Consider the following 21,298-nt stretch of genomic DNA (forward strand, 5'->3'; position numbering starts at 1 on the left):
CTTCTCCGGCACCCCGAACAGCACTAACGGAGAGATCCGGACAGGGCTGATCGAATAGCCATTGGGGTATGGTGTAATTGGCAGCACGACTGATTCTGGTTCAGTTAGTCTAGGTTCGAGTCCTGGTACCCCAGCGGTAAAGAGTCCACAGCCATCTGGTAGGATTCCCGCCAGTAAGACAACATAACTTAAGACGAAAGTTCCTTGGCCCCGTCGTCTAGCGGCCTAGGACGCCGCCCTCTCAAGGCGGTAGCGCGGGTTCAAATCCCGTCGGGGCTACAGAGAAGTCGGCGGTCTACCAGCGGAGAATATTTGCTGGTAGACCGCCTCTTTGTTCGCTCGATCCCCATGCTCAATGCCCTCTCCAGCCGATTGTGGAGAGGACGGCGTGACATGGTTCATGCCATGGCAGACCAGGCGTACCGTGGATCCATGGGGGGAACAAGGGGGAACCCTCCCGGGCGCTCGCGTCCACGGGGGAGTATTCAGACACTGCCGAGCGGATCGCTGCGGGTTCGTGTCTACGCGGGCGTCGACGTGCTGACCGGCAAGGATCTCTATCTTGACCGAGGTCGTTCCGGATGGGCCCGAGGCCACCGACTTGGCCGACGAAGCCCGGGCGAGGTTGGTTCGGCAGGTAGCCGAGAAGCGGCAGCCGAAGACCAACGCCTCGCTCATGGAACTGATCACCGAGCACCTCAAGGTGGCCGACATCGGACCGCGGGCCAAGGGCACCTACGAGGGTTACGCGCGCAAGCACATCGCCACCCCGCCGGGTACACGGCCAGGGGCGCGCGCGATCGGCGACCTGAATATGGCGAACTCAACGCCAAGGTTTTCGACGACTTCTACGCCGAGTTGCGGCGCTGCCGCGACCACTGCGACGGCATGCCGTCGGTCAAACATCACACCGACCGTCCACACCGGTGCGCTGGCGTATGCAAGCCTCACGTGTGCAGGCCGTTGGCTGACTGGACCATCCGGAAAATTCACCGACGCACAGCGCCTTCCTTGAAGTCCTGATCAAACTTCCGTCGTGACTCAGTCATTGTCATCGCCGCTCTCCTCAAAGGCGATGCCTCCACGATACGAGGGGAAGCCCAGCCGGGCGCGAGTCGGGCCTTATCGGTGTTGGAGAGCAGGCCGCCTAACGGGAGCGGTGTGCCGCAACGACGTATGCACTGCTTTTGCCACGGCGAAACCTGTGACCGAAACCTTGGCTGATGAGTTCCTAATACCCGCCCGGGCGATCCTCACCACTGTGGTCGGACAGTGGGGCGGTGAACCCCTGCCCGTGCTAGCGTCGAATCGACTCAAACACGGCGCTGGGGTGGGACGATGCCATTGAGGGGCAGCTGATGGGCGACGGGCCGTGAATGTCGGCGAGCCGCATCGGTGGGCCTTATCCGTGTCCGTCGGATAATGGCGGCGTTTCTTTTGCGCTTTTGTTCCGGGTTTCGATGCTTTGCGCGCGCAGGACATGATTCTTGCGCTCGGGCATGTTTCGAATGGTGAACAAGACCTAGGAGACAAGGGTTCGTGGTCGATTCAGGATCCGCCGCGAGCGTCGCCGCGGTGCTTCGCGAGAACGTCCGTTCGGCGCCCGAGCGCACCGCGGTGGTCTTCGTGGACAACGTCGAGGCGGCCGATGGTGCGCCCCAGTGGTCCTACGCCCAGTTGGACGCCGAGGCGACGAAAACCGGTGCCTGGCTGAGCGCCCGCGTCCCCGAGGGCGGGCGCGTCCTGCTCCTGTACCCGACCGGGCTCGATTTCGCCGCCGCCCTCGTCGGCTGCTTCTACGCCGGGACGGTCGCGGTGCCCGCTCCGCTGCCCGGCCGGTATCGGCACGAGTGGGCGCGCCTGTGCGACATCGCGGCGAACGCCGGGATCTCGGCGATCCTGACCGACCTCGACAACCTTGGCTCGGTGACCGAGTGGGCTGAGGAGGAGGGGCACACCGGCGTTCCGGTGCTCGCCACGAATCGCGGCGATCTCGCGGGCGCGGGCTTGTGGACACCCGTCGAGGTCGACCGCGGGGCGCTCGCGATGATCCACTACACCTCGGGCGCCACCGGGGCGCCCAAGGGAGTGGCGCTCACCCAGGACAACATCCTGCGCGACATCGAGAACCAGTGCGCCGCCTCGGGCATGACCGCCGAATGGCGGGTGGGCGGATGGCTGCCGCACCACCACGCGATGGGTCTGCTCGGCCAGCTGCTGCCCGCCCTCGTGCTCGGTGCCACCGCCGTGGTGATGCGCCCCTCGGCCTTCCTGAAACGGCCGTACGACTGGCTGCGGGTGATCGACAAGTTCGAGCTCACCGCCACCGCCGCGCCCGGCTTCGCCTTCGAGATCTGCCGCGGCCGGGTCACCGACGACGAGGTGGCCGGGCTCGACCTGTCGCGGTTGCGGTTCGCCGCCATCGGCGCCGAACCGCTGCACGCGTCCACAGTGGACGCCTTCGTCAAGCGGTTCGCGCCCGCCGGGTTCCGTGCGGACGTGTTGAGCCCCTGCTATGGACTGGCGGAGGCGACGGCGTTCGTGGCGGGCGACGCGTTCCGTTCGGCCGTGGTCACCAAGGTCGACAACCACGAGCTGGAGCACGGCCGGTTCGTCCCCGCGGCGACGGGCGTCGACATGCTGAGCTCGGGGACACCGCGCGGCTTCGAGATCCGCGTCGCCGACCCGCGAACCGGCGAGGAGTCGCCCCCCGGCGCCCTCGGCGAGATCTGGGTGCGCGGTCCGAGCGCCGCCCGCGGCTACTGGCGCGACGACGCCGCGACCGCCGCGGCGTTCACCCTCGACGGCTTCATCCGCAGCGGCGACCTCGGCACCCTGCACGACGGCGAGTTGTACGTCATCGGGCGGGTGGACGAGATGCTGCGAACGGAGGGGCGGATGTTCACCCCGCAGGAGGTCGAGGGGCGGATGCGGTCGGGATACGCCGAGACCGCCCTGATCGGCGCCGTGTTCACGGTGTCGGCCGCCGAAACCGGGGCCGACCCGATGCTGGTCGCCACCCATGAGATCACGGGTCGGCGCGACGACGCGTGCCTCCGCGAGCTGTCGGCGCGGATCAAGGCGATGGTCGCCGACGAATTCGGGGTCCGCCCCTCGGTCGTGGCCTTCTACCGGCCCAACGGCATCCCGCGCACCGCGGCGGGCAAGATCCAGCGCACGGCGATGCGCGGATTGTTCCTCGATCGGGCCATGAACGCGCTGTATGTCGATTACGAACCCTCGGTGCCCGAATCGCTCCGGGAGTAGCGCCAAGAGTTCGACGAGCGAGCGGGTCTGGTCGCCGAAATCGCTATTGCGACTGTTGTCGGACCGGGCTCCGGCGTCCTGTCTTCAGCGGGCGGTCAGGTTGCCGATAAGGGAATTCGCGGGGTGGGACCGGGAATTCGCTTGACAGTATTTCGGATCACCGCGACGCGCTGAACTGCGGCGGTGGGTCGATATTCACTACTCCGTTTGCGATATGTGAAATGCATGGTCAGGTATGTGAACCTAATCTGTTGCCGGGGTGGGCGGCGCTGGTACGGTCGCTATCGTTGGCGCGGATCGCCGCAGCGCGGTCGACGGATATGTAAAAGATCGGCACGAATGCGGCCGTGGTCGGGGAGATGGAATATGTCAGCGGCGCCGACCTTGTCGGCGATTTCGTCCGCGTGCTTCCGGATCCTAAGCAGACAAACAGGAAAAGGGTAGAAGCGCATGTCCAATCCGTTCGAGGACGACAGCCGGGACTGTCTGGCGCTGGTCAACGACGACGAGCAGTACTCGCTGTGGCCGGGGGATCTGGCTGTCCCCCAGGGCTGGCGGGTCGCGCACGGCCCGGCGCCGGCTCAGGAGATCGCCGACTACATCGACCAGACCTGGACTGACATGCGGCCCACGCGCCCGCGGGACACGATGGCCGCGTACGCGGGCGGGTCGTCGGCATGAGCTCGCACCACGAACTGTTGGTCGAGCGGGCCGAGCAGCCGCGGTTATCCGACGCGGCCCGCTCGGCGGACAGGTCCCCGTCCGGTCGCACGCGCACGGTGCTCGGAGCGGTCGCGGGGCTAGCCGCGCTCGGGGCGTCGACGCCCCTGTGGGGAGTGTTCGGCTCGCGCGCCGTCGACGCGGTCACCCACTTCCTCATGGCGGTCGTCGTCATCCTGGTCACCTGCCAGCTCCTGGCGGCGCTCGCCCGCGTGATCGGCCAGCCGCCGGTGCTCGGCGAGATGGTCGGCGGCCTGCTGCTCGGTCCGTCGCTGCTGGGCCTGGCGTGGCCGCAGGGCAGCGCGTTCCTGTTCCAGCAGCCGGTGATCGAACAGCTGGACAAGGCCGCGCAGCTGGGCCTGGTCATCTTCGTCTTCCTGCTGGGCTGCGAGTTGCGCACGGAGCGGATCGAGCGCAAGGGCATGGTCGCGGGGTCGGTGATCGGCGGCATGGCCCTGCCCCTGCTGGCGGGCATGGGGATCGTGTACGTGACCGGCGACCTGCTCGCCGGCGACAAGGCCACGCCGCCGCAGGCGATGCTGTTCGTCGGACTGGCCATGGCGGTGACGGCGCTGCCTGTGCTGGCGCGCATCCTCGCCGACCTGAAACTGGAGAACTCCAGCATCGGCGCGCTCTCGATCTCGGCCGCGGCCATCGGTGACGGCGTGCTCTGGGTCGCACTGGCCTTCCTGCTGGCCGGGACCGGCACCGGCGGGCACGGGATCGAGATCCTGGTGCTGGCGTTCGTGCTGGTGCTCGTGACCGCTCTGTGCGTGCGGCCGCTGCTGGCGATGCTCGTGCGCCGCCTCGGGTCCAGCCCGCTGCTGACGATCGTGCTGGTCGCGGGGGCGATCGGCTATTCCGTGCTGACCCAGACCATCCAGCTGCACGCGGTGGTCGGCGCGTTCCTGTTCGGCGTCGCGGTGCCGAGGGACTCGCTGGCCGTGGAGGAGATCGGCCGCAGGCTGGAGGGCTTCACGCTGATCATCCTGCTGCCCCTGTTCTTCGCCGGTGTCGGCCTAAGGATGTCCGTCGGGCTCCTGGGCGCGGACCCGACGGCCTGGCTGGTGCTCGGCGCGGTCCTCGTGGCGGCGGTGATGACCAAGGTGGTCGGCGCGGGCGGCGCGGTGCGGTTGGCGGGCCTGCCCGCCCGGGAGGCGTGGTGCTTCGGCGTCCTGATGAACTGCCGCGGTGTGACCGAGGTGGTGGTGCTGAGCATCGGCTACCAGGCCGACCTCATCAACCAGCTCGCCTACACGATCATGGTCATGGTCGCGGTGATCACCACGGCGCTGACCGGGCCCCTGGTGCGCTGGTCGCTGAAGCGGGCACCGGACGACACCCTCGCGGCGCCGAGGACGCGCACCGGGGGGAAGGGCGACACCGTCACGGATTGACGATGTCGGCGAACCGCCCGCGCGGGGCGAACCGGGTGGATCACCTGTGCGGCACGTGATGGCCGGGCGGTCGGGGACCGCGATCCCGACACCGCCATCAGAAGCCTGCTTCTCAACAGCGACAAGGCAATTCTCGACAGCGACAAGGTGTGCCGGGGGTCCCGTGAAGTTGGATGTCAAGAACCGCGTCAAATTCGTCCGCTGGCCGGCGGAGAGCGATCTCCGCGAGGAGTGCACAGCGTTGCGTCACCTGTGCCTGCTCATCGTCGAGGGCGGCGCGCCGCCGCCGGAGGACCTGAGCCCCAACGAGGACTGGGTTCGCCCGCCCATCGTGCCGCAGGACCTGCAGGCCAGGGTCCGCCAGCTCGCCGCTCGGGCGGTGCTCAACACCAAGCCCGTGTTGGACCCCGCGGGGATCCTGTACTTCAGGGACGCGTCGGTCACCTTGTCCCTGACCCAGTGCGAGATGTTGGCCCCGCTGATCTCCCGTTTCTGTCGGCTCGTCTACCGCGACGAGCTGCGCGAGATCCTCGAACACTCCGGTGCCAGCTCGTCGAGCAACGCGCTCGACCTGCACGTCATGCGACTGCGGCGCCGGCTGCAGCTCGTCGGGCTCGGGGTGCGCAACGTTTGGGGTCGGGGGTTTGTGGTCGAACCCCTGTAGCCCACCCACGGTGGCTTGCTTGTCCATCGAACGGTTCCAGTGTCGCGGATTCGTCGGTCGGTCGGGCCGCGGCCGAAAGAGATCTTTCACGGTCGGGATTCATCGCAATGATCACGAAGCATTCACAGTCGGAGGCGGGCGATTTGCGTACGGTGCCTGAATTTTTCGAGTCCATGGTTGCCAGGTCGGGTGATACTCAGTCGGTCGTCTTCGGTGACACCGCCGTCAGCTACGCGGAGCTGAACGCGCGCGCGAACCGACTCGCCCGACGGCTGATCGCCTCCGGCGTCGGGCCGGACGCGCTGGTCGCGATCGCGCTGGCTCGCTCGACCCGGCTGATCGTGGCGGTTCTGGCGGTGCTGAAGGCGGGCGGGGCGTATTTGCCGCTGGACCCGACCTACCCGGCCGACCGGCTCACGTACATGGTCGTCGATGCCAAGCCGATCCTGTTGCTGCGCACGGAGAACGTCACCTCGCTCGACCTCGACGTGCCGGAGTTGGTGGTGGACGACCCGGCGGTCGACGCCGCCGTGGCGGGGGAGCGCGACGACAATGTCACCGACGCCGGGCGGCGCGCGCCGCTGTCGCACGACCACCTGATGTACGTCATCTACACCTCCGGATCGACCGGCGTGCCCAAGGGCGTCGCGCTCACCCACGACGGTGTCGCCGACCTGGTCTCGACCCAGGCGAAGCGCTACGGCATCGGCGCCGGCGAGCGGGTGCTGCAGTGGGCGTCGTTCAGCTTCGACGCGTGGTTCTGGGACTTCACCCTGGCCCTGCTGCAGGGCGGCACCCTCGTCATGGCCGAGCAGGATGAGCTGCTGCCGGGGGAGTCGCTGCGCGAGACCATGCTGCGCCACGACGTCAAGCACGCCGTGCTCCCGCCGGTGGCGCTCGGAATCACCGAGAGCGACGGCCTGCTGGTCGACGGCACGATCACCTCGACCGGCGACGTGTGCACCCGGTCGCTGGCCGAGGAGTGGTCCAAGGGCAGGCGCCTGCTCAACGGCTACGGCCCGACCGAGGTGACCGTCGGCGCGTCGATCGGCGGCCCGATCGAGGGTGTCCAAGGCGAGGTCACCATCGGGACCCCCTGGGACGGCACGGCGATCCACATCCTCGACGAGAAGCTCGACATGTGCGCCGACGGCGAGGAAGGCGAGCTCTATCTCGCGGGCACCGGGTTGGCCCGCGGCTACCTCAACCGGCCGAGCCTGACCGCGAGCCGCTTCGTCGCGAACCCGTACGGCCCGCCCGGCAGCCGGATGTACCGCTCGGGCGACAAGGGCAGGCGAGCCGCCGACGGCGAGCTCTACTTCACCGGCCGCGTCGACAACCAGGTCAAGGTGCGCGGTTTCCGGATCGAACTCGGCGAGATCGAGACGCGTCTGGAGAGCCACGCCGCCGTGGAGCTCGTCGCGGCGGTCGTCGGTGGGGAGGACGCCTCGACCGAGTACGTCGTCGCCTACGTCAAGACCTCGGCCCGGCACGACACGACCGCGGTGGACGCCTTGGCGGCGGACCTGCGCGAGCATGCCCGCCAGGCCCTTCCCGAGCACATGGTTCCGTCGATCGTCGTGTTGGACGAGTTCCCGACCCTGCTCAACGGCAAGATCGACCGGCTGGCCCTGGCGGAGCGGGCGGCGGGTGCCAGGAGCGACGCGGCGCCCTCGGCCGCCCCGCCCTCGGAGGGTTCCTTCGAGCAGATCCTCATCGCCGTGGTGATGGACACGCTGAAGATCACGTCGGCGACCCCGGCGGACAACTTCTTCGATCTCGGGGGGCACTCGGTGCTGGCCGCGAAGTTGGCAGGCCGCATGCGAAAGGAGCACGGGGTGGTCGTGCCCATGCGGTCGCTGTTCGAGGCGGAGAACTTGGCCGACCTGGCCAGGATCATGCAGGACGCCAAGAACGTCTAGCGGTCGACGGAACCGACACCGCTGGTCGCGAGCCCCGCGCCCCGCACCCCGGATCATCGGGTGCGGGGCGTGCGATCAGCCGCCGTAGACCGGGTCCGGCTTCATCAGGCGCAGGGCGATCAGCACCCGTGACACCGCGATCACGGCCAGGGCGCCGATGACCATTCCCGGCTTGAACGCCACCGGCACGCTCATGATCGAGCGCCGCGAGGCCTCGAAGTCGGCGTGCGGGCCGAACAGGCGGAACACGGTGGGCATCTGGGAACCCACGAACAGGCGGTAGACCAGGCGGGGGTCCTTGAAGGCGGCGGCACGCCACGGCGAGCATCCGAGCACCTTCGAGAAGTCGAGCATGTAGTGGTTGTAGTGCACCAGAGTCCGCAGGTCCGGGTTGCCGTGGAACACGGCGTCCTCGTAGGACGACTGCTGCTCGATCAGCTTCTTCAGCTGGTAGCGGTCGGGCAGCTCCCGCTTGCCGCTGAGCAGCAGGGCGAAGTAGCGGGCCTGCATCTCCGAGCAGGCGGGCACACCGCCCGCGGCGGGCCGAGCCCAGCCGATGAACACCACGCCGGTGCCGAGCTCCGGGTGGATCATGTGCTTGTACATCGTGCGCACGTCGCTCGCGTCGACATTCTTGAGGATATTGAAGTCCTCGCGGTACCCGGTGTTCAGCATGATCGTGTCGATCTGCCTGCGCGTGCCGTCCTTGAACTGGACGTAGTCCTTGCCGAGCCGCTCGATACCGGAGGCGTTCACGGTCAACTTGCCGTCGACGATCCGGTGGATGAAGCCTTCGTTCTTGGTCAGGAAGTGGTTGAAGAAGTCGGGGTTCTTCGAGTTCCACTCGGCCACCGCCCTGCTGACGGGGTTGGCGGCCTTCGTCCGGTTCCGCCTGTTGCCCAACCGGATGAACGGGTTGGCGACGGCCAGCGGCACCGAGAGCAGCAAGTGCGAGGTGAAGGCGTCGTTGGTGTGCGGGCCGCCGCCGGGGTAGCGCTCCACGACCGGCTGGAAGCGCCGCACCGACAGTGCGCAGCTGTCGGCGACGCGGGCGATCTCGTCGACGACGTCGGCCGCCGTCTCGCCGATGCCGACGCAGAGCACGTTCCTGCCCTCGAAAGCCTTGTTGTTGCGGTAGTGCGCCGAGTGCAGGATCTCGCCCTCGAACTCCTCCTGGCCGGGCAGGTCGATGTAGTTCGGGACGCGGTGGGTGCCCGTGGAGACGGCGATCGCGTCGAACTGGTGCGCGACAACGGCCTGGGGGTCGTCGGCGGAGGCGACGTCGACGGTGTAGCCGCCCGCCTTGTTCTTCGCGATGCTCAGCACCTCGGTCCCGTACCGGATGGTGCGGCCGAGGTCGAACGTCTCGACGAAGTCCAGCAGGTACCGCCGATACCTGGCCGCCGACCAGAACTGGCGGGGCTCGTGCGCCGGCGGCGGGAAGCTGGAGAACGTCATCATGTAGTTCGAGATGGTCAGCATCGTCGAGTCGTAGGCCCCCGCCTCGCCGCCGCCGATGTTCTCGCGGAACACGCCACCGGGCTCACGGGCCTGTTCGAAGCAGGTCACCGAATGGCCTTCGTCCAGCAGTTCCTTGATCGCGACCAACCCGGACGGTCCCGCGCCGATCACACAGATGTTCTTTTTCATGGCCCCCCTAGCACTCGATGGTTCGAATCAGCGGCCCTGGAAATGGACCGGCAAACTCTTGTAGCCGTTGAGGAAGTTCGAGTAGATCGGTCGGGGCGTGCCGCGCGGCTCCATCCGACCGACCTTGGCGACCAGAGCCCCCAGCAGCGCGTTCAGCTCCGCGCGCCCGAGGAAGGCGCCCAGGCAGAAATGTGGACCGTGGCCGAACGAGAGGTGTTTGTTGGGCGAGCGCGACAGGGTGAACCGGCGTGGCTCATCGAAGACCGCCTCGTCGTTGTTGCCCGAGATGGTCCACAGGGTGAGGATGTCGCCCTCGCGGGCCTCGTGCCCGTCGATGGTGAGATCCGCCTTGGCTGTGCGGGCCAGGTGCATCGCCGGCGACGACCAGCGCAGCACCTCCTCCACGGCGGACTCGAACGACACTTCCCCGGCGCGCAGCGCGTTCCACTGGTCCGGATTCTCGATCAGGGCGAGCACGGCGCAGATCGCCGAGACGCGGGAGGTCTCGTCACCGCCGAGGATCAGGCTGTAGCAGTTGACCGCGAGTTCGGCCTCCGTCAGGCGCTCGCCGTCGACCTCCGCGGCCGCGAGGGTGCTGATGACGTCGTCGCCCGGGCTCTCCCGGCGCTGCGCGGCCAGCTCCATGAAGTAGAGGACGATCTCATTGCGGGCGCCCAGCGCCTCGAACTCGTCGCTGTCCGCGTGGTCGGACGACAGCGCCATCTTGTTCCACCGCAGCAGATCGGCGCGGTCCGCGGCCGGGACCGACAGCAGGTCGCAGATCGTGGTCATCGGCACCTGCTCGGCGACCTCGGTGGCGAAGTCGAAGGTGTCCAGCTCGACGACCTTGGCGATCAGGTCGTCGGTGCGCTCCCGGACCTTTTCGACCACGGCACCGAGAACGCGGGGGGTGAACGCGCTCCAGATCAGATTGCGCAGCGGGCGGTGCCGCGGCGGATCGGTGACCGCCAGCATGCTCCCGCCCGCGGAGTCGCCGCCGCGCAGCACAACGTCGAGAACGTTGCCCCGCTCGGAACTCAGCGCCTCGTGGTGCAGCAGCGACTGGATGTCGCGATAGCGCGAGACCACCCAGAATCCAGGGTTCCGGTCCGTGGGCTCATGCCAGTACACGGGATTGTCCGCGCGCGCCGCGCGCCAGAACTCATGGACGTCGTTCTCGACGAAGGTGGCCGGGGCGGCGAGGTCCAGGGCACGAACGCCGAGAATGGGATGAGTCATTGGCCGATCGTGGCAGGCACCGAGGACGGGCCGCCCAAACTCTTCCGGGTTCCTTTCCCCGGGGATCGCCCCGCGGCCTCGCGACCCGACGCGCGGGCCCGTTACTCGCTGAAGTGGCTGAGCCCGGTCTGGTAGGCGATCGCGACCAGTTGGGCTCGGTCCCGCCCGCCGAGCTTGCCCATGATGCGGCTGACGTGCGTTCGGGCGGTCGCCGGACTGAGGAACAGCGTGGCGCCGATCTCCTGGTTGCTCATGCCCTGTCCGACCAAGGCGAGCACCTCGCGCTCCCGGTCGGTCAGCACCGCGAGCCGGTCCTCACCGGACTTCGCGGCACGCCGCTGCGCGGTGAACTGGCTGATCAGCCGTCGGGTGATCCGTGGGGCGAGCAGCGCGTCACCGGCGGCGATCACGCGGATGGCGTGCAGCAGCTCGGCGGGGCCCGCGTCCTTCAGCAGGTATCCGCTCGCCCCGGCCTGCAGCGCCTCGAACACGTTCTCGTCGGTGTCATACGTGGTCAGGATCAGGACCTTGACCTGCTCCAGCCCGGCCGTCTCGGCGATCTCGCGCGTGGCGCGGATGCCGTCGAGGCGCGGCATGCGGATGTCCATGAGCACGACGTCCGGGCGGGCGGCGCGAGCCATCTCCACGGCCTCAGCGCCATTGGTGGCCTCCCCGACCACCGTGATGTCGTCCTCCAAGTCCAGCAGCACCCTGAACCCCGACCGCACCAGCCTTTCGTCGTCGGCCAGGAGCACTTTGATCGGCGAACCCGAGTTCACAGCCGGGCCCCGACCGGGGCCAGTGGAAGCCGGGCGGTGACCTCGAACCCGCCGCCCGGACGAGACAGCGCGTCGAGCTCGCCGCCGAGCAGCCTGCAGCGTTCCCGCATCCCGACGATGCCGCGGCCCGCGGTGGGCGCGTCCACAGCCGAGGGGACGCGTGCGATGCCGCGGCCGCCGTCGTCGGTGACCCGGATGCGCAGTGCGTCGATCCCCGGTTCGAGTGTGATCGTGACCTTGGTCGGGCCGACATGGCGGATCACGTTGGTGATCGACTCCTGGACGATGCGGTAGGCGGCGCTGCCGACCGCGCTGGGCAGCGGTGTCTCCGGCGCGGTCTGGTTGAGGGCGATCTCGAGCCCGGCGTCGCGGGCCTTGGTGGTCAGCTCGTGGATCTGGTCGAGGCCGGGGTAGGGCTCGCGGTCGTCGCCGTCGCGCAGCACGCCGAGAATGGCGCGCATCTCCCGCAGCGCCCGCGAACTGGTCTCCTCGATGGTGCGCAGCGCCTCGCGGGCCTGCTCCGGCCGCTTGTCGAGGACGTGGGCGGTCACCCCGGACTGCACGTTGATGATTGCGATCGCGTGGGCGACGGTGTCGTGGACCTCGCGGGCGATCCGCAGCCGCTCGGCGTTGACACGGGCCCTGGCCTCCTCGTCGCGGGACCGCTCGGCGAGTTCCGCCCGCTGCTGCGCGTCGGCCGCGATGACCCGGCGCGACTTGATCGACACCCCGAGCGTCATGCTGATGACGGACGCGCCGATGCGGAAGAACACCCAGCCGATGGCCGCGGGTGGATTGATGTCCGCCGCGGCGACAAGCCAGCCGACTGAGATCACCCCGGTGCCGACGCCCGCGATCAGCAGCGACCTGCGGCCGCCATGGGCGGCCAGGGTGTAGATGGCGACGAACAGCGCGAGGCAGGCCAGACGGTCGGGGAAGCCGAGCGCGAAGTACACCAGGCTGGCCAACGACGTGATCGCGAAGACCACGACCGGCAAGCGGCGGCGGGCGGCCACCGAGAGCCCGCTGATGGCGAGCAGGATGTAGCCGGCGTTGCCCAGGTCGCTTACCGGCCGGGCGACCGGTTCGGCGCCCATCGCGTAGCCGGCGCTCTGGAGTTGGACCGCGGTGACGAACAGCGCGAGTAGGACATCAAGAAACCAGCCAGGCCGCCGCGACAACCACGCGGAGATCTGTCGCGACATCACCCGCGGATCCATACCATGATCGTAGGGTACCCGCGGTTGCCCGGCTCCGGTTCGATGGCGCGTTCTCCTACGACGACAGGCGTAGCGGGAGCGCCGGTCAGTACGCGCAGAGGCGTAGCCGACCTCATCTCCACGCCGGAAGCGCGACACCCTGGCGTGCCGGGAAGATCGCGGTATGAAGAAGGCAGTCAGCATCCTGGCCATCGTGCTTCTCGCGGCCATCACCGTCCAGTTCTACTTCGCCGCCAGCGGCGCGTTCGACAACGCGCCCAAGGAAGCGTCCTTCGCGCTGCACCGGGGCCTGGGCAACGGCATCCTGCTCATCGCGGTCCTGCTCACCATCGGCGCGGCCATCGCCCGATTCCCCGGCAAGCTGATCGGGATGTCGGGTTTGGTCGCCGTGCTGGTGCTCGTCCAGTCCCTGATCCGCGAGGTCTCGAAGTCGATCGCCGACGGCGGATCCGACGCGGGCAACTACATCTTCGGTCTGCACGCGGTGAACGGGGTGATCATCATGGGCATCGCCGTCATGCTCGTGCGGACGTTCCGGCAGACCGCATGGAAGACGGCGGCGGAACCGGCCGCAGTCTCGTCATGACGACCGGCACGCTGCTCATCCTGGACCACGCGATCGCGGCGCTCACCGTGATCGCGTGGTTCGCCGCCGCCGTCACCGCGGCGATGCGGGCCAAGCCCGCCTTCCTCCTGCTGGTGGTCGCGCTGGTCGTGACCGTAATCAGGGCGGTCTCGATCGTGCCGCTGGCCGGGCGCGGCTGGTGGTTCGTCGAGGAGAAGGTGGTCTTCGGCCTTCCGATCCTCGGTGTCGCGGCGATAGCCGCCGCGGTGCTCGCCGGGCCCCGACTGCGCGCCGCCGCCCGGTCGCGGGACACCAGTCGCTCCGGGGACACCGCCGCGGGCGTCGTCGCGTTGTTCGCCGCCGCGTTCACCGCACTGGTCTCGTTCGCGGTGGCGTTCATCATCGGCTACCCCCTGACTCCCTCGACCGCGCTGATCGCACCCGCGGTCGTCGTCGCGGCCACGATGCTGACCGCGCGCGTGCTGACGAACCCGGATGAGGACAAGTCCGGGAGCGCGGACACGGCGTCCACGGCGGTGCCCACCCCGTCGGAGTTGACCCGCCGCCGGTTCCTCGTCGTCGCGGGCGGGGTCGTCGCGGTCGGCGCGGGCGGCACCGGGATCGGCTTGGCACTGACCCCCGGCACGAACGCGACACTGGGCGGCGGGCCCGGCCCGGCCTCGGTGCCGACCATCTCGGTCGCCGACCTGCGTGGCCTCCAAGACCCGGCGCCCGGCGGCGTCGTCCGCACCCATTCCATAACCGCGCGCAAGGCCATGGTGAAGCTGGAATCCGGTCGCGAGATCGACGCGCTCACCTTCGACGGCACCCTGCCCGGGCCGCCGATCACGGCGACGCAGGGCGACGTCATCGAGGTCAAGCTCCGCAACCAGGACATCGACGACGGCGTGACCATCCACTGGCATGGCTACGACGTACCGTGCTCGCAGGACGGCGCGGAAGGGCTCACCCAGGACACCGTCAGGCCCGGTGGCGAATTCGTCTACCGGTTCCGGGCCGACCAGGTCGGGACCTACTGGTACCACACCCACCGGTCGTCGCACGTCAACGTCCGCCGCGGTCTCTACGGCACGCTGGTCGTGAAGCCCCGTGAGGAAGGCGGTGGCGAGGGTGCGCTCGACCTTCCCCTTGCCGTGCATACCTTCGATGGTGGCGCCACCGTGATCTCCGGCGGCGCCGAGCACGTCGCGGCGCCGGGCACGAAGGTTCGGCTGCGGCTGATCAACACCGACTCCGACCCGCACCGGTTCGCCTTGTCAGGCACCCCGTTCACACTCGTGGCCGTGGACGGCCGCGACCTCAACGGGCCGGGTGAGATCAGCGAGAAGCTGCTTCGGCTGGCCGCCTCCGGCCGCTACGACGTCGTGTTCACCATGCCTGCCGGGCCGGTGGTGCTCGCGGTCGACGGCGACACCGCCAAGGTGTGGGTGCTGCCCAAGGCCGGCACGCGCGACGACACCGTCACCGGCCAGGACACGGGGGCGTGGCCGGAACTCGACCTGCTGGCATACGGCACTCCCGCCGCGGTCGCACTGCGCCCCGAGGCCGCGAACCGGCACTTCACCCTGGTGTTGGGCCGAGGGCTGGCCATTGTCGACGGCTCACCGTCGTACGCGCAGACCGTCAACGGCGTCGGGCACCCGTCGATCCCGGACCAGCTCGTCGCCGAGGGCGACACCGTCCGGTTCACCGTCGTGAACCGGAGCCTCGAGACCCATCCCTGGCACCTGCACGGCCATCCCGTGCTGATCCTGTCCAGGGACGGCGTGCCGTCGGGCAGCCCGCTGTGGGTCGACACCTTCGACGTGCGGCCGGGTGAGGTGTGGGAGGTCGCGTTCAAGGCCGCCAACCCCGGCATCTGGATGAACCACTGCCACAACCTCCCGCACGCCGACCAGGGCATGATGCTGCGCCTGCGCTACGACGGCGTCACGTCCCCGTTCGGCGGCGGGCACTCGGGCCACCATGGCGCACCCCTCCTGTCATAGGCAGCCGGGTCAGCCCAGCCGCGGGATCCGCGGGTAACGCGCCCTGATCAGCGCGCCCGCCCGGGGACCCTGGGCGAAGACATACCCGGGTGTGTCCACCCGCACGCCGGTGACCCAGTCCACCACGACCGGGTCCACCGGCGCCCCCGACTGCGCGTCGACCAGGACGAGGCCGCGGTCCTCCTCGGCCAGCCGGTGGTTCCCGAACGCGGCCATGACCAGCAGGACCGGGCGCAGCGCACGGCCGAGGTCGGTCAGCAGGTATTCGGGGTCTTCGGCGACGGTGTCGACGATCTCCAGCAGGCCCTTGGCCACGAGGTCACCGATCCGCTCCCGCAGCACGTCCGGCGCGGTGGTGAGGTTGCGCTGGATCGCCGCGAACCGGGTGTGGCCGTCGAAGACCTCGTGCACGATCTCCAGCGTCCACCAGTGGCCGATCACCTCGACGGCCCGTCCCAGCGGGCAGTCGGGGACGCGGGACTTCGGGCCCGGCAGGCGTGCGCCCTGCCGGGTGTCGCTCAGGTCGGCGGTCATGTTTCGCTCCAACGGGTTCTGGCGGACGTGGGCATGGGGCCGGCTGGGCCGGTGGCCTACTTTCGGTCGGTGCCCTTGTCGGGCGGGTTGGGGCCGTTCAGCGACCAGTACCGCCGCATCCCGTACAGCAGTGGGCTCGGCTCATCGTCGGCGTGTGTGGTCACGCCGACGACGTCGCCGAAGACCACCACGTGGTCGCCGACCGACAGCGTCGCGCTGACCCGGCAGGCCGCGACCGTGTGGGCGTCCTCGATCAGTTGCGGCACACCGGTGTCTGGATCCCTGATCCAGACGATCTTGTCGAACCGGTCGGCGTCACCGGAGGCGAACAGCTTCGCCGCCCGTTCGGCCTGGTCGTGCAGCAGGTTCACGGCGAACGCGTTCCGTTCGAGCAGCGCCGCCAGGGTCGGGCTCTCCGCGCGCAGGCACGCCAGGAGAGTCGGCGGCCTCAGCGACACGCTGCACACCGACGAGCAGGTCATGCCCCACGGCTCGCCATCCGGCCCGGAGGTGGTCACGATGGCCACCGCGGCCGGATGGGTGGTCATGAGGGACCGGAACTGCGCCGGGTCGACGTGGGTGTACGGAGCCGGGGCGGTCAACGGATCCGGCATGGTCTGGTACCTCCTCCTTGGGCCACTGGCTTCGGGCCACTGGGTCCTCGAGGCGTTCGGTGGTCGCGCACGGCGGTGGCGCTGCCGAGAACTCGCCGGTCAGACGCATTCGTCCACGAATTCGAGCAGCAGCCGAACCCCGGTCTCGAGCCGCACCGGGTCGACACAGAAGGCGATCCGGATCAGGCTCCTGGCCCAGGGCGCGTAGTCGTGGGAGACGATCCTGCCCTGCTCGTCGAGTGTCGGGCGCATGGCGAAGCCGTTGCCGGGAACCACGGCGACTCCCTTGCTCTCCAGCAGGCGCATCGCGAATGTCTCGGCGTCGAGCCCGGTCTTGGCCACGTCCAGCATCGCGTACCACCCGCCGGCGGGCAGCTCACGCAGCAACCCGGCCTCGGCGAGCGCGGGCAGCGCGACATCCCGGTTGCGCTGCACCGCCTTGCGGTTGGTCGCCGCGGCGTCGGCCCGGCTTTCCAGCGCGGCGATGCCCGCGTGCTGCACCGGGGTCGAGGTGCCGATGATGTTGGCTTCCTGCACGACTTTCATCACGTCGGCTGCCCGGTCGTTGGCCGGCGCGACGTAGCCGAGGCGGTAGCCGGTCATGGCGAAGCTCTTCGAGAACGTGAACACGCTGTGCACGATCCGCTCGTCGACGGGCAGATCGCGCTCGAGCGAGGCCACCGACAGGTGTTCGTTCTCGTAGCAGAAGTGCTCGTAGGCCTCGTCGCTGATGACGTGCCAGCCGCGGTCGCGAGCCAGCCCGAGCAGGGCGCCGATCTCGTCGGCGTCGAGCACGACGCCCGTCGGGTTGGCGGGCGAGTTGATCAGCATCACCTTGGTGCGCGGGGTCGCGGCGGCGGCGATCACGTCGGGGTCGGGCCGGAAGTCCTTCCCCAGCGGGTAGAGCACGGGCCGAAAGCCCGCGAGCAGCGCCTGCTGCAGGTGCACCGGCCAGTGCAGTTCCGGCAGGAGGATCTCGGCGCCGGGCTCGGCAAGCGTCTTCAGCAGCGAGAACAACCCCTGGCAGGACCCCGGCGTGATCAGCACCCGCGACGCCGTGGTGTCGATGCCGTTGTCGTCGCGCAGTTTCTCGACGATCGCCTCACGCAGTTCGGCGAGACCCTCGATGCCCATGTAGCGGGTGTCGCCGCGCCTGACGGCGGCGACGAACGCCTCGGCCACGTCATCGGTCGGGGTGTAGTACGGCTCGCCGACGTGCAGCTTGACGACCTCGTCGCCGGTCTGCCGCTCCCGCGCCTCGGCCTCCCGGAATATGGCGTGCAGGCACGATGAGGGGATCGATCCCGCGGCGGACAGGATGTCTGGACTCACGCTGGTACCACCTTCTGATCCGATAGGCTGATTCGTGCAGGGCTGGTCGTGGTCGGTCATGCGGTGCGACCACCGTCGATGGGGATCAGTGCGCCGGTGACCCACCCCGACAGTTCGGGGTCGAGCAGCAACCCGACCCAGCGTCCGATCTCCGCCTCTTCGCCGAAGCGGCCCATGGGGGTCGAAGCGACCAGATCCACCCTCAGCCGGTCGATTCCCGCGCTGTCGAGGCCGGTCGCCGACCACATCGGGGTGTCCACCGGCCCGGGCAGGATCGCGTTCACCCGGACGTCCGGCGCGAGTTCGCGCGCCAGCGAGCGGGTGAGGCTGTTGAGGGCCGCCTTGGTGGCGCCGTAGTACGCCCGGCCCGGCATGGACAGCACACCGCCGACCGAGGAGATGTTGACGACGCTGCCCTTGCGGGCCCGAAGCTCCGGCAGCGCGCACCTGATCAGCTCGGCGGGCGCGCGGACGTTGACGGCGAACATCGCGTCGAAGTCCTCGGGGTCGGCCACGCCGAGCGGGCCGAAGCGCGCCATGCCCGCGTTGTTCACCACCGCGTCGAGTACGCCGAACCGGCCGGTCGCCGTCGCGACGATCCGCTCGGCCGCACCGGCGGCGCTGACATCGCGCGCCGCGATCGCGACGGCGTCGCCGTAGCGGTCCGCCAAGTCGCGCAGGGGCTCCTCGCGGCGACCGACGACGGTGACGAGAGCGCCCGACTTCAGCAGGCACTCGGCGATTCCCCGGCCGATGCCGGTGGCCGCGCCCGTGACCACGACCGACTTCCCGTCGAGGCTCACCGCGCCACCTCGGCGTTCCTGGCGCTCTCGGTGTCTCCGGTGTTCTCGGTGTTCCCGGGGCGGGGGGCCAGGCAGTCGACGATGTCGGCGATCAGCTCCGCCGAATTCTCGGCGAACGCGAAATGGCCGCCCGGCCAGGCCCGCGTGCCGAACTCGCAGCCGCCCACCGAGGCCCACATCGCCACCGCCTCGGCGTCGACCAACGGGTCCTCGGTGTTGCGGTAGGCGCGGACCGGGCACGTCAGCGGCGGCGCGTGCGGATCGGGCGCGTAAGTCTCGTGCAGGGCGATGTCCGCCCGCAACACCGGTAGCAGCAGGTTTCGCAAGTCGGGGTCGTCAGCGACCTCCGGCTCGATCCCCCCGAGTTCGCGCACAGCCGACCAGAGGTCGTCGTCGGAGCCGCGGTGGGTGGTCCCGCCGCCCGCGTGCCGAGGTGCGCGGGCGCCCGAGACGAACAGCGCCCGCGCGGGCCCGCCGTCGTCCTGGAGCACCCGCGCCGTCTCGTAGGCGACCAGTGAGCCGAAGCTGTGGCCGAACAGCGCCCAGTCCGCCGGGCCGAGTCGGGCGAGTTCCGCAGCCACACACGAGGCCATCTCGGCCACGCCGTCCGCTGGGTCTTCGGCGATCCGGTCCGCGTGGCCGGGGTACTGCACCGCGAAGAGCTGGATGTCCTCGGGCAGCGCCGTCGCCCAGCCGCGGAAGGTCGCCGCCGAGCCGCCGGAATGCGGGAAACAGAGGAGTCGGACAGCTGCGCCCTCCCGACTGGTGATGGCCCGTACCCAACCTCGGTCACGTGTGCGTGCGCGGTTCACACGATCGAGGGTCACGATGGCACTGGCCCGCTCGCCGCAAACTTTCAAAGCTCTGTCGGGGCTCGGTGCGGCCCCGGGGCGGTCTGACGAGTCTGGAGGTGTCGCAACCGAGGAGGACACATGCTGGACGGGTTCGTGTCGTGGCCACCTGATCTCGCCGCGCGCTACCGGAGCGCGGGCTACTGGAAAGGCGTCGCCCTCGGGCAGCTCGTCGCCGAGAGCGCCAAGCGTCATCCTGACAAGATCGCCGCGGTCGACGCGACCCGTCGGGTCACCTACTCCGAACTCCTCGACGAGGCCGACCGGATCGCCTCCGGCCTGGCCGGGCTCGGCGTCGGCTCCGGCGACCGGGTGATGCTGCACCTGCCGAACATCATCGAGTTCCTCACCACGATGGTCGGTCTGTTCCGGCTCGGCGCGATTCCCGTGATGGCCCTGCCCGGGCACCGCCGCGACGAGATCACCCAGCTCGCGATCGCCTCGGGCGCCGTGGGCTATGTCGGCCCCGACCGGTTTCAGGGCTTCGACTTCCGCGCGCTGGCCCGCGAGGTCCAGGCCGACGCGCCGCACCTCAAGCACGTCGTGATCGTCGGCGACGCCGACGAGTTCACCGCCCTCGCCGCCCTGGCCGAGTCCGAGATCAAGGACTTGCCGCCCGTCGACGCCGCCGAGGTGGCGCTGCTGCTGCTGTCCGGCGGGACCACCGGTGTGCCGAAGCTGATTCCCCGGACCCACGACGACTACGCCTACAACATGTTCGCGTGCGCCGAGGTGGTCGAGTTCGACGAGGACGGCGTCTACCTCGCCGCGAACCCCGTCCCGCACAACGCCGCGCTCGGCTGCCCCGGCGCGCTCGGCGCGTTGGTCGTCGGCGGGAAGGTCGTGCTGGCGGGCAATCCCAGCCCCGAGATGGTGTTCCCGCTGATCACGAGCGAGGGCGTCACGCACACCGCGCTGGTGCCCGCGCTGGCGCTGTTGTGGGCCGAGGCCGCCCAGACCATGCCCGTCGACATGACCGGCATGGTGATCCAGGTCGGCAGCTCGAAGTTCAGCGCCACAGCGGTGGAGCGGGTGTCGACGAGCCTGGGTTGCCGCCTGATGAACGTCTACGGCATCGGCGAGGGCCTGATCACCTCCACCCGCCTCAGCGACCCGATCGAGCTTGTCCACACCTGTGAGGGCAGGCCGATCTGCCCCGAGGACGAGATCCGCATCGTCGACGCCGAGGACAACGACGTTCCCGCGGGCGTGACCGGCGAGCTGCTGACCCGCGGCCCCTACACGATCCGCGGATACTTCGCCGCGCCCGAGGTCAACCGCCGCTCGTTCACCGCCGAGTGCTTCTACCGCTCCGGTGACCTGGCCAGGCTGACCGAGGACGGCAACCTCGTCATCGAGGGCAGGCTCAAGGACATCATCCACCACCTCGGCGAGAAGGTCTCCGCGGAGGAAGTGGAGAGCCACGTGCTGACCCACTCGCGGATCCGCGACACCGCCGTGGTCGGCGTCCCCGATGAGCGGCGCGACGAACGCCTCTGCGTCTTCGTGGTGATGGCCGTCGACGCCGACACCGCCACACCGCTGACGCTGCGGGCGATCCGTGAGCACATCCGCGGACGCGGCCTGGCCTCGTACAAGCTGCCGGACGAGCTGATCGTCGTACCCGATCTCCCCCGCACGCCCGTCGGAAAGGTCGACAAGAACGCGCTGCGCTCAAGCCTGACGCAGCCGCAGAGCAGTTGACCGCCCGTCCGCGCCGCAATGGCCGGTG

At 69.3% G+C, this 21,298-nt stretch carries 18 protein-coding genes and 2 tRNA genes; 11 read left to right on the forward strand and 9 right to left on the reverse strand.

Annotated elements, in window-relative coordinates; genetic code table 11:
• The first annotated feature begins 62 nt into the window (after positions 1-62).
• From ACUZ2Y_RS27015 to ACUZ2Y_RS27050, 8 genes are all read left to right on the forward strand, one after another.
• Positions 63-134 (forward strand) — tRNA-Gln (locus ACUZ2Y_RS27015).
• 72 nt (positions 135-206) lie between these two features.
• A tRNA-Glu gene (locus ACUZ2Y_RS27020) sits at positions 207-279 on the forward strand.
• A 283-nt stretch (positions 280-562) separates the two neighbouring features.
• Entirely contained in the window at positions 563-1,015 is a 453-nt protein-coding gene (locus tag ACUZ2Y_RS27025) for a hypothetical protein (RefSeq protein ID WP_476324125.1), read from the forward strand.
• Positions 1,016-1,539: 524 nt separating this feature from the next.
• Positions 1,540-3,267, forward strand: coding sequence for an AMP-binding protein (locus ACUZ2Y_RS27030; RefSeq protein ID WP_476324127.1), 1,728 nt, complete (start codon positions 1,540-1,542; stop codon positions 3,265-3,267).
• A 450-nt stretch (positions 3,268-3,717) separates the two neighbouring features.
• Positions 3,718-3,948, forward strand: a complete 231-nt coding sequence (locus ACUZ2Y_RS27035; RefSeq protein ID WP_476324129.1) for an MbtH family protein — start codon at positions 3,718-3,720, stop codon at positions 3,946-3,948.
• A complete protein-coding gene (locus tag ACUZ2Y_RS27040) occupies positions 3,945-5,384 on the forward strand; it encodes a cation:proton antiporter (RefSeq protein WP_476324131.1) in 1,440 nt (479 codons plus the stop codon). The genes ACUZ2Y_RS27035 and ACUZ2Y_RS27040 overlap by 4 nt, the downstream gene beginning before the upstream one ends.
• 163 nt (positions 5,385-5,547) lie before the next feature.
• On the forward strand, positions 5,548-6,048 hold the full coding sequence (locus tag ACUZ2Y_RS27045; protein WP_476324133.1) for a winged helix-turn-helix domain-containing protein: 501 nt from the start codon (positions 5,548-5,550) through the stop codon (positions 6,046-6,048).
• 173 nt (positions 6,049-6,221) lie between these two features.
• Entirely contained in the window at positions 6,222-7,970 is a 1,749-nt protein-coding gene (locus ACUZ2Y_RS27050) for a non-ribosomal peptide synthetase (protein ID WP_476324134.1), read from the forward strand.
• Between the two features lie 75 nt (positions 7,971-8,045).
• Here ACUZ2Y_RS27050 and ACUZ2Y_RS27055 read toward each other — a convergent pair whose 3' ends face one another.
• The 4 genes from ACUZ2Y_RS27055 to ACUZ2Y_RS27070 form a co-directional block, all read right to left on the reverse strand.
• Positions 8,046-9,620, reverse strand: a complete 1,575-nt coding sequence (locus ACUZ2Y_RS27055; protein ID WP_476324136.1) for a flavin-containing monooxygenase — start codon at positions 9,618-9,620, stop codon at positions 8,046-8,048.
• A gap of 27 nt (positions 9,621-9,647) precedes the next feature.
• A complete protein-coding gene (locus ACUZ2Y_RS27060; protein WP_476324137.1) occupies positions 9,648-10,859 on the reverse strand; it encodes a cytochrome P450 in 1,212 nt (403 codons plus the stop codon).
• Positions 10,860-10,960: 101 nt separating this feature from the next.
• A complete protein-coding gene (locus ACUZ2Y_RS27065; protein WP_476324139.1) occupies positions 10,961-11,638 on the reverse strand; it encodes a response regulator transcription factor in 678 nt (225 codons plus the stop codon).
• A complete protein-coding gene (locus ACUZ2Y_RS27070) occupies positions 11,635-12,858 on the reverse strand; it encodes a sensor histidine kinase (RefSeq protein WP_476324141.1) in 1,224 nt (407 codons plus the stop codon). Before ACUZ2Y_RS27070 ends, ACUZ2Y_RS27065 begins: the two co-directional genes overlap by 4 nt.
• 163 nt (positions 12,859-13,021) lie before the next feature.
• Here ACUZ2Y_RS27070 and ACUZ2Y_RS27075 point away from each other — a divergent pair, with 163 nt between their 5' ends.
• Positions 13,022-13,444 (forward strand): DUF6220 domain-containing protein, encoded by a 423-nt coding sequence (locus ACUZ2Y_RS27075; RefSeq protein ID WP_476324143.1) that lies wholly within the window; start codon positions 13,022-13,024, stop codon positions 13,442-13,444.
• Positions 13,441-15,432: a multicopper oxidase family protein gene (locus ACUZ2Y_RS27080; protein ID WP_476324145.1), complete on the forward strand. Its 1,992-nt coding sequence runs from the start codon at positions 13,441-13,443 to the stop codon at positions 15,430-15,432. Before ACUZ2Y_RS27075 ends, ACUZ2Y_RS27080 begins: the two co-directional genes overlap by 4 nt.
• 9 nt (positions 15,433-15,441) lie before the next feature.
• Here the strand turns inward: ACUZ2Y_RS27080 and ACUZ2Y_RS27085 are convergent, their stop codons facing one another.
• The 5 genes from ACUZ2Y_RS27085 to ACUZ2Y_RS27105 all read right to left on the reverse strand — a co-directional run bounded on the left by ACUZ2Y_RS27085 (position 15,442) and on the right by ACUZ2Y_RS27105 (position 19,527).
• Positions 15,442-15,966, reverse strand: a complete 525-nt coding sequence (locus ACUZ2Y_RS27085; protein WP_476324147.1) for a winged helix-turn-helix transcriptional regulator — start codon at positions 15,964-15,966, stop codon at positions 15,442-15,444.
• A gap of 56 nt (positions 15,967-16,022) precedes the next feature.
• Entirely contained in the window at positions 16,023-16,580 is a 558-nt protein-coding gene (locus ACUZ2Y_RS27090; protein WP_476324149.1) for a flavin reductase family protein, read from the reverse strand.
• Positions 16,581-16,679: 99 nt separating this feature from the next.
• Complete coding sequence (locus ACUZ2Y_RS27095) at positions 16,680-17,912, reverse strand: pyridoxal phosphate-dependent aminotransferase (protein ID WP_476324151.1); 1,233 nt, start codon at positions 17,910-17,912, stop codon at positions 16,680-16,682.
• Positions 17,913-17,968: 56 nt separating this feature from the next.
• A complete protein-coding gene (locus ACUZ2Y_RS27100; protein ID WP_476324153.1) occupies positions 17,969-18,715 on the reverse strand; it encodes an SDR family NAD(P)-dependent oxidoreductase in 747 nt (248 codons plus the stop codon).
• Positions 18,712-19,527 carry a thioesterase II family protein gene (locus ACUZ2Y_RS27105; protein WP_476324155.1) on the reverse strand — a complete coding sequence of 272 codons (816 nt, stop codon included), beginning with the start codon at positions 19,525-19,527 and terminating at the stop codon, positions 18,712-18,714. The genes ACUZ2Y_RS27100 and ACUZ2Y_RS27105 overlap by 4 nt, the downstream gene beginning before the upstream one ends.
• 120 nt (positions 19,528-19,647) lie before the next feature.
• Here ACUZ2Y_RS27105 and ACUZ2Y_RS27110 point away from each other — a divergent pair, with 120 nt between their 5' ends.
• The gene (locus tag ACUZ2Y_RS27110; protein ID WP_476324156.1) at positions 19,648-21,270 is read left to right on the forward strand and encodes a (2,3-dihydroxybenzoyl)adenylate synthase; all 1,623 of its coding nucleotides are present in this window, start codon (positions 19,648-19,650) and stop codon (positions 21,268-21,270) included.
• Positions 21,271-21,298 lie beyond the last annotated feature (28 nt).

Source organism: Actinokineospora sp. UV203, assembly GCF_056323665.1.

What these genes read in the sequence shown, in the direction of transcription:
- ACUZ2Y_RS27040 (WP_476324131.1), top strand. Translation starts at nt 3,945, where the DNA reads ATGAGCTCGCACCACGAACTGTTGGTCGAGCGGGCCGAGCAGCCGCGG.
- ACUZ2Y_RS27080 (WP_476324145.1), top strand. Translation starts at nt 13,441, where the DNA reads ATGACGACCGGCACGCTGCTCATCCTGGACCACGCGATCGCGGCGCTC.
- ACUZ2Y_RS27060 (WP_476324137.1), bottom strand. Translation starts at nt 10,859, where the DNA reads ATGACTCATCCCATTCTCGGCGTTCGTGCCCTGGACCTCGCCGCCCCG.
- ACUZ2Y_RS27110 (WP_476324156.1), top strand. Translation starts at nt 19,648, where the DNA reads ATGCTGGACGGGTTCGTGTCGTGGCCACCTGATCTCGCCGCGCGCTAC.
- ACUZ2Y_RS27070 (WP_476324141.1), bottom strand. Translation starts at nt 12,858, where the DNA reads ATGGATCCGCGGGTGATGTCGCGACAGATCTCCGCGTGGTTGTCGCGG.
- ACUZ2Y_RS27075 (WP_476324143.1), top strand. Translation starts at nt 13,022, where the DNA reads ATGAAGAAGGCAGTCAGCATCCTGGCCATCGTGCTTCTCGCGGCCATC.
- ACUZ2Y_RS27085 (WP_476324147.1), bottom strand. Translation starts at nt 15,966, where the DNA reads ATGACCGCCGACCTGAGCGACACCCGGCAGGGCGCACGCCTGCCGGGC.
- ACUZ2Y_RS27055 (WP_476324136.1), bottom strand. Translation starts at nt 9,620, where the DNA reads ATGAAAAAGAACATCTGTGTGATCGGCGCGGGACCGTCCGGGTTGGTC.
- ACUZ2Y_RS27050 (WP_476324134.1), top strand. Translation starts at nt 6,222, where the DNA reads ATGGTTGCCAGGTCGGGTGATACTCAGTCGGTCGTCTTCGGTGACACC.
- ACUZ2Y_RS27090 (WP_476324149.1), bottom strand. Translation starts at nt 16,580, where the DNA reads ATGCCGGATCCGTTGACCGCCCCGGCTCCGTACACCCACGTCGACCCG.
- ACUZ2Y_RS27035 (WP_476324129.1), top strand. Translation starts at nt 3,718, where the DNA reads ATGTCCAATCCGTTCGAGGACGACAGCCGGGACTGTCTGGCGCTGGTC.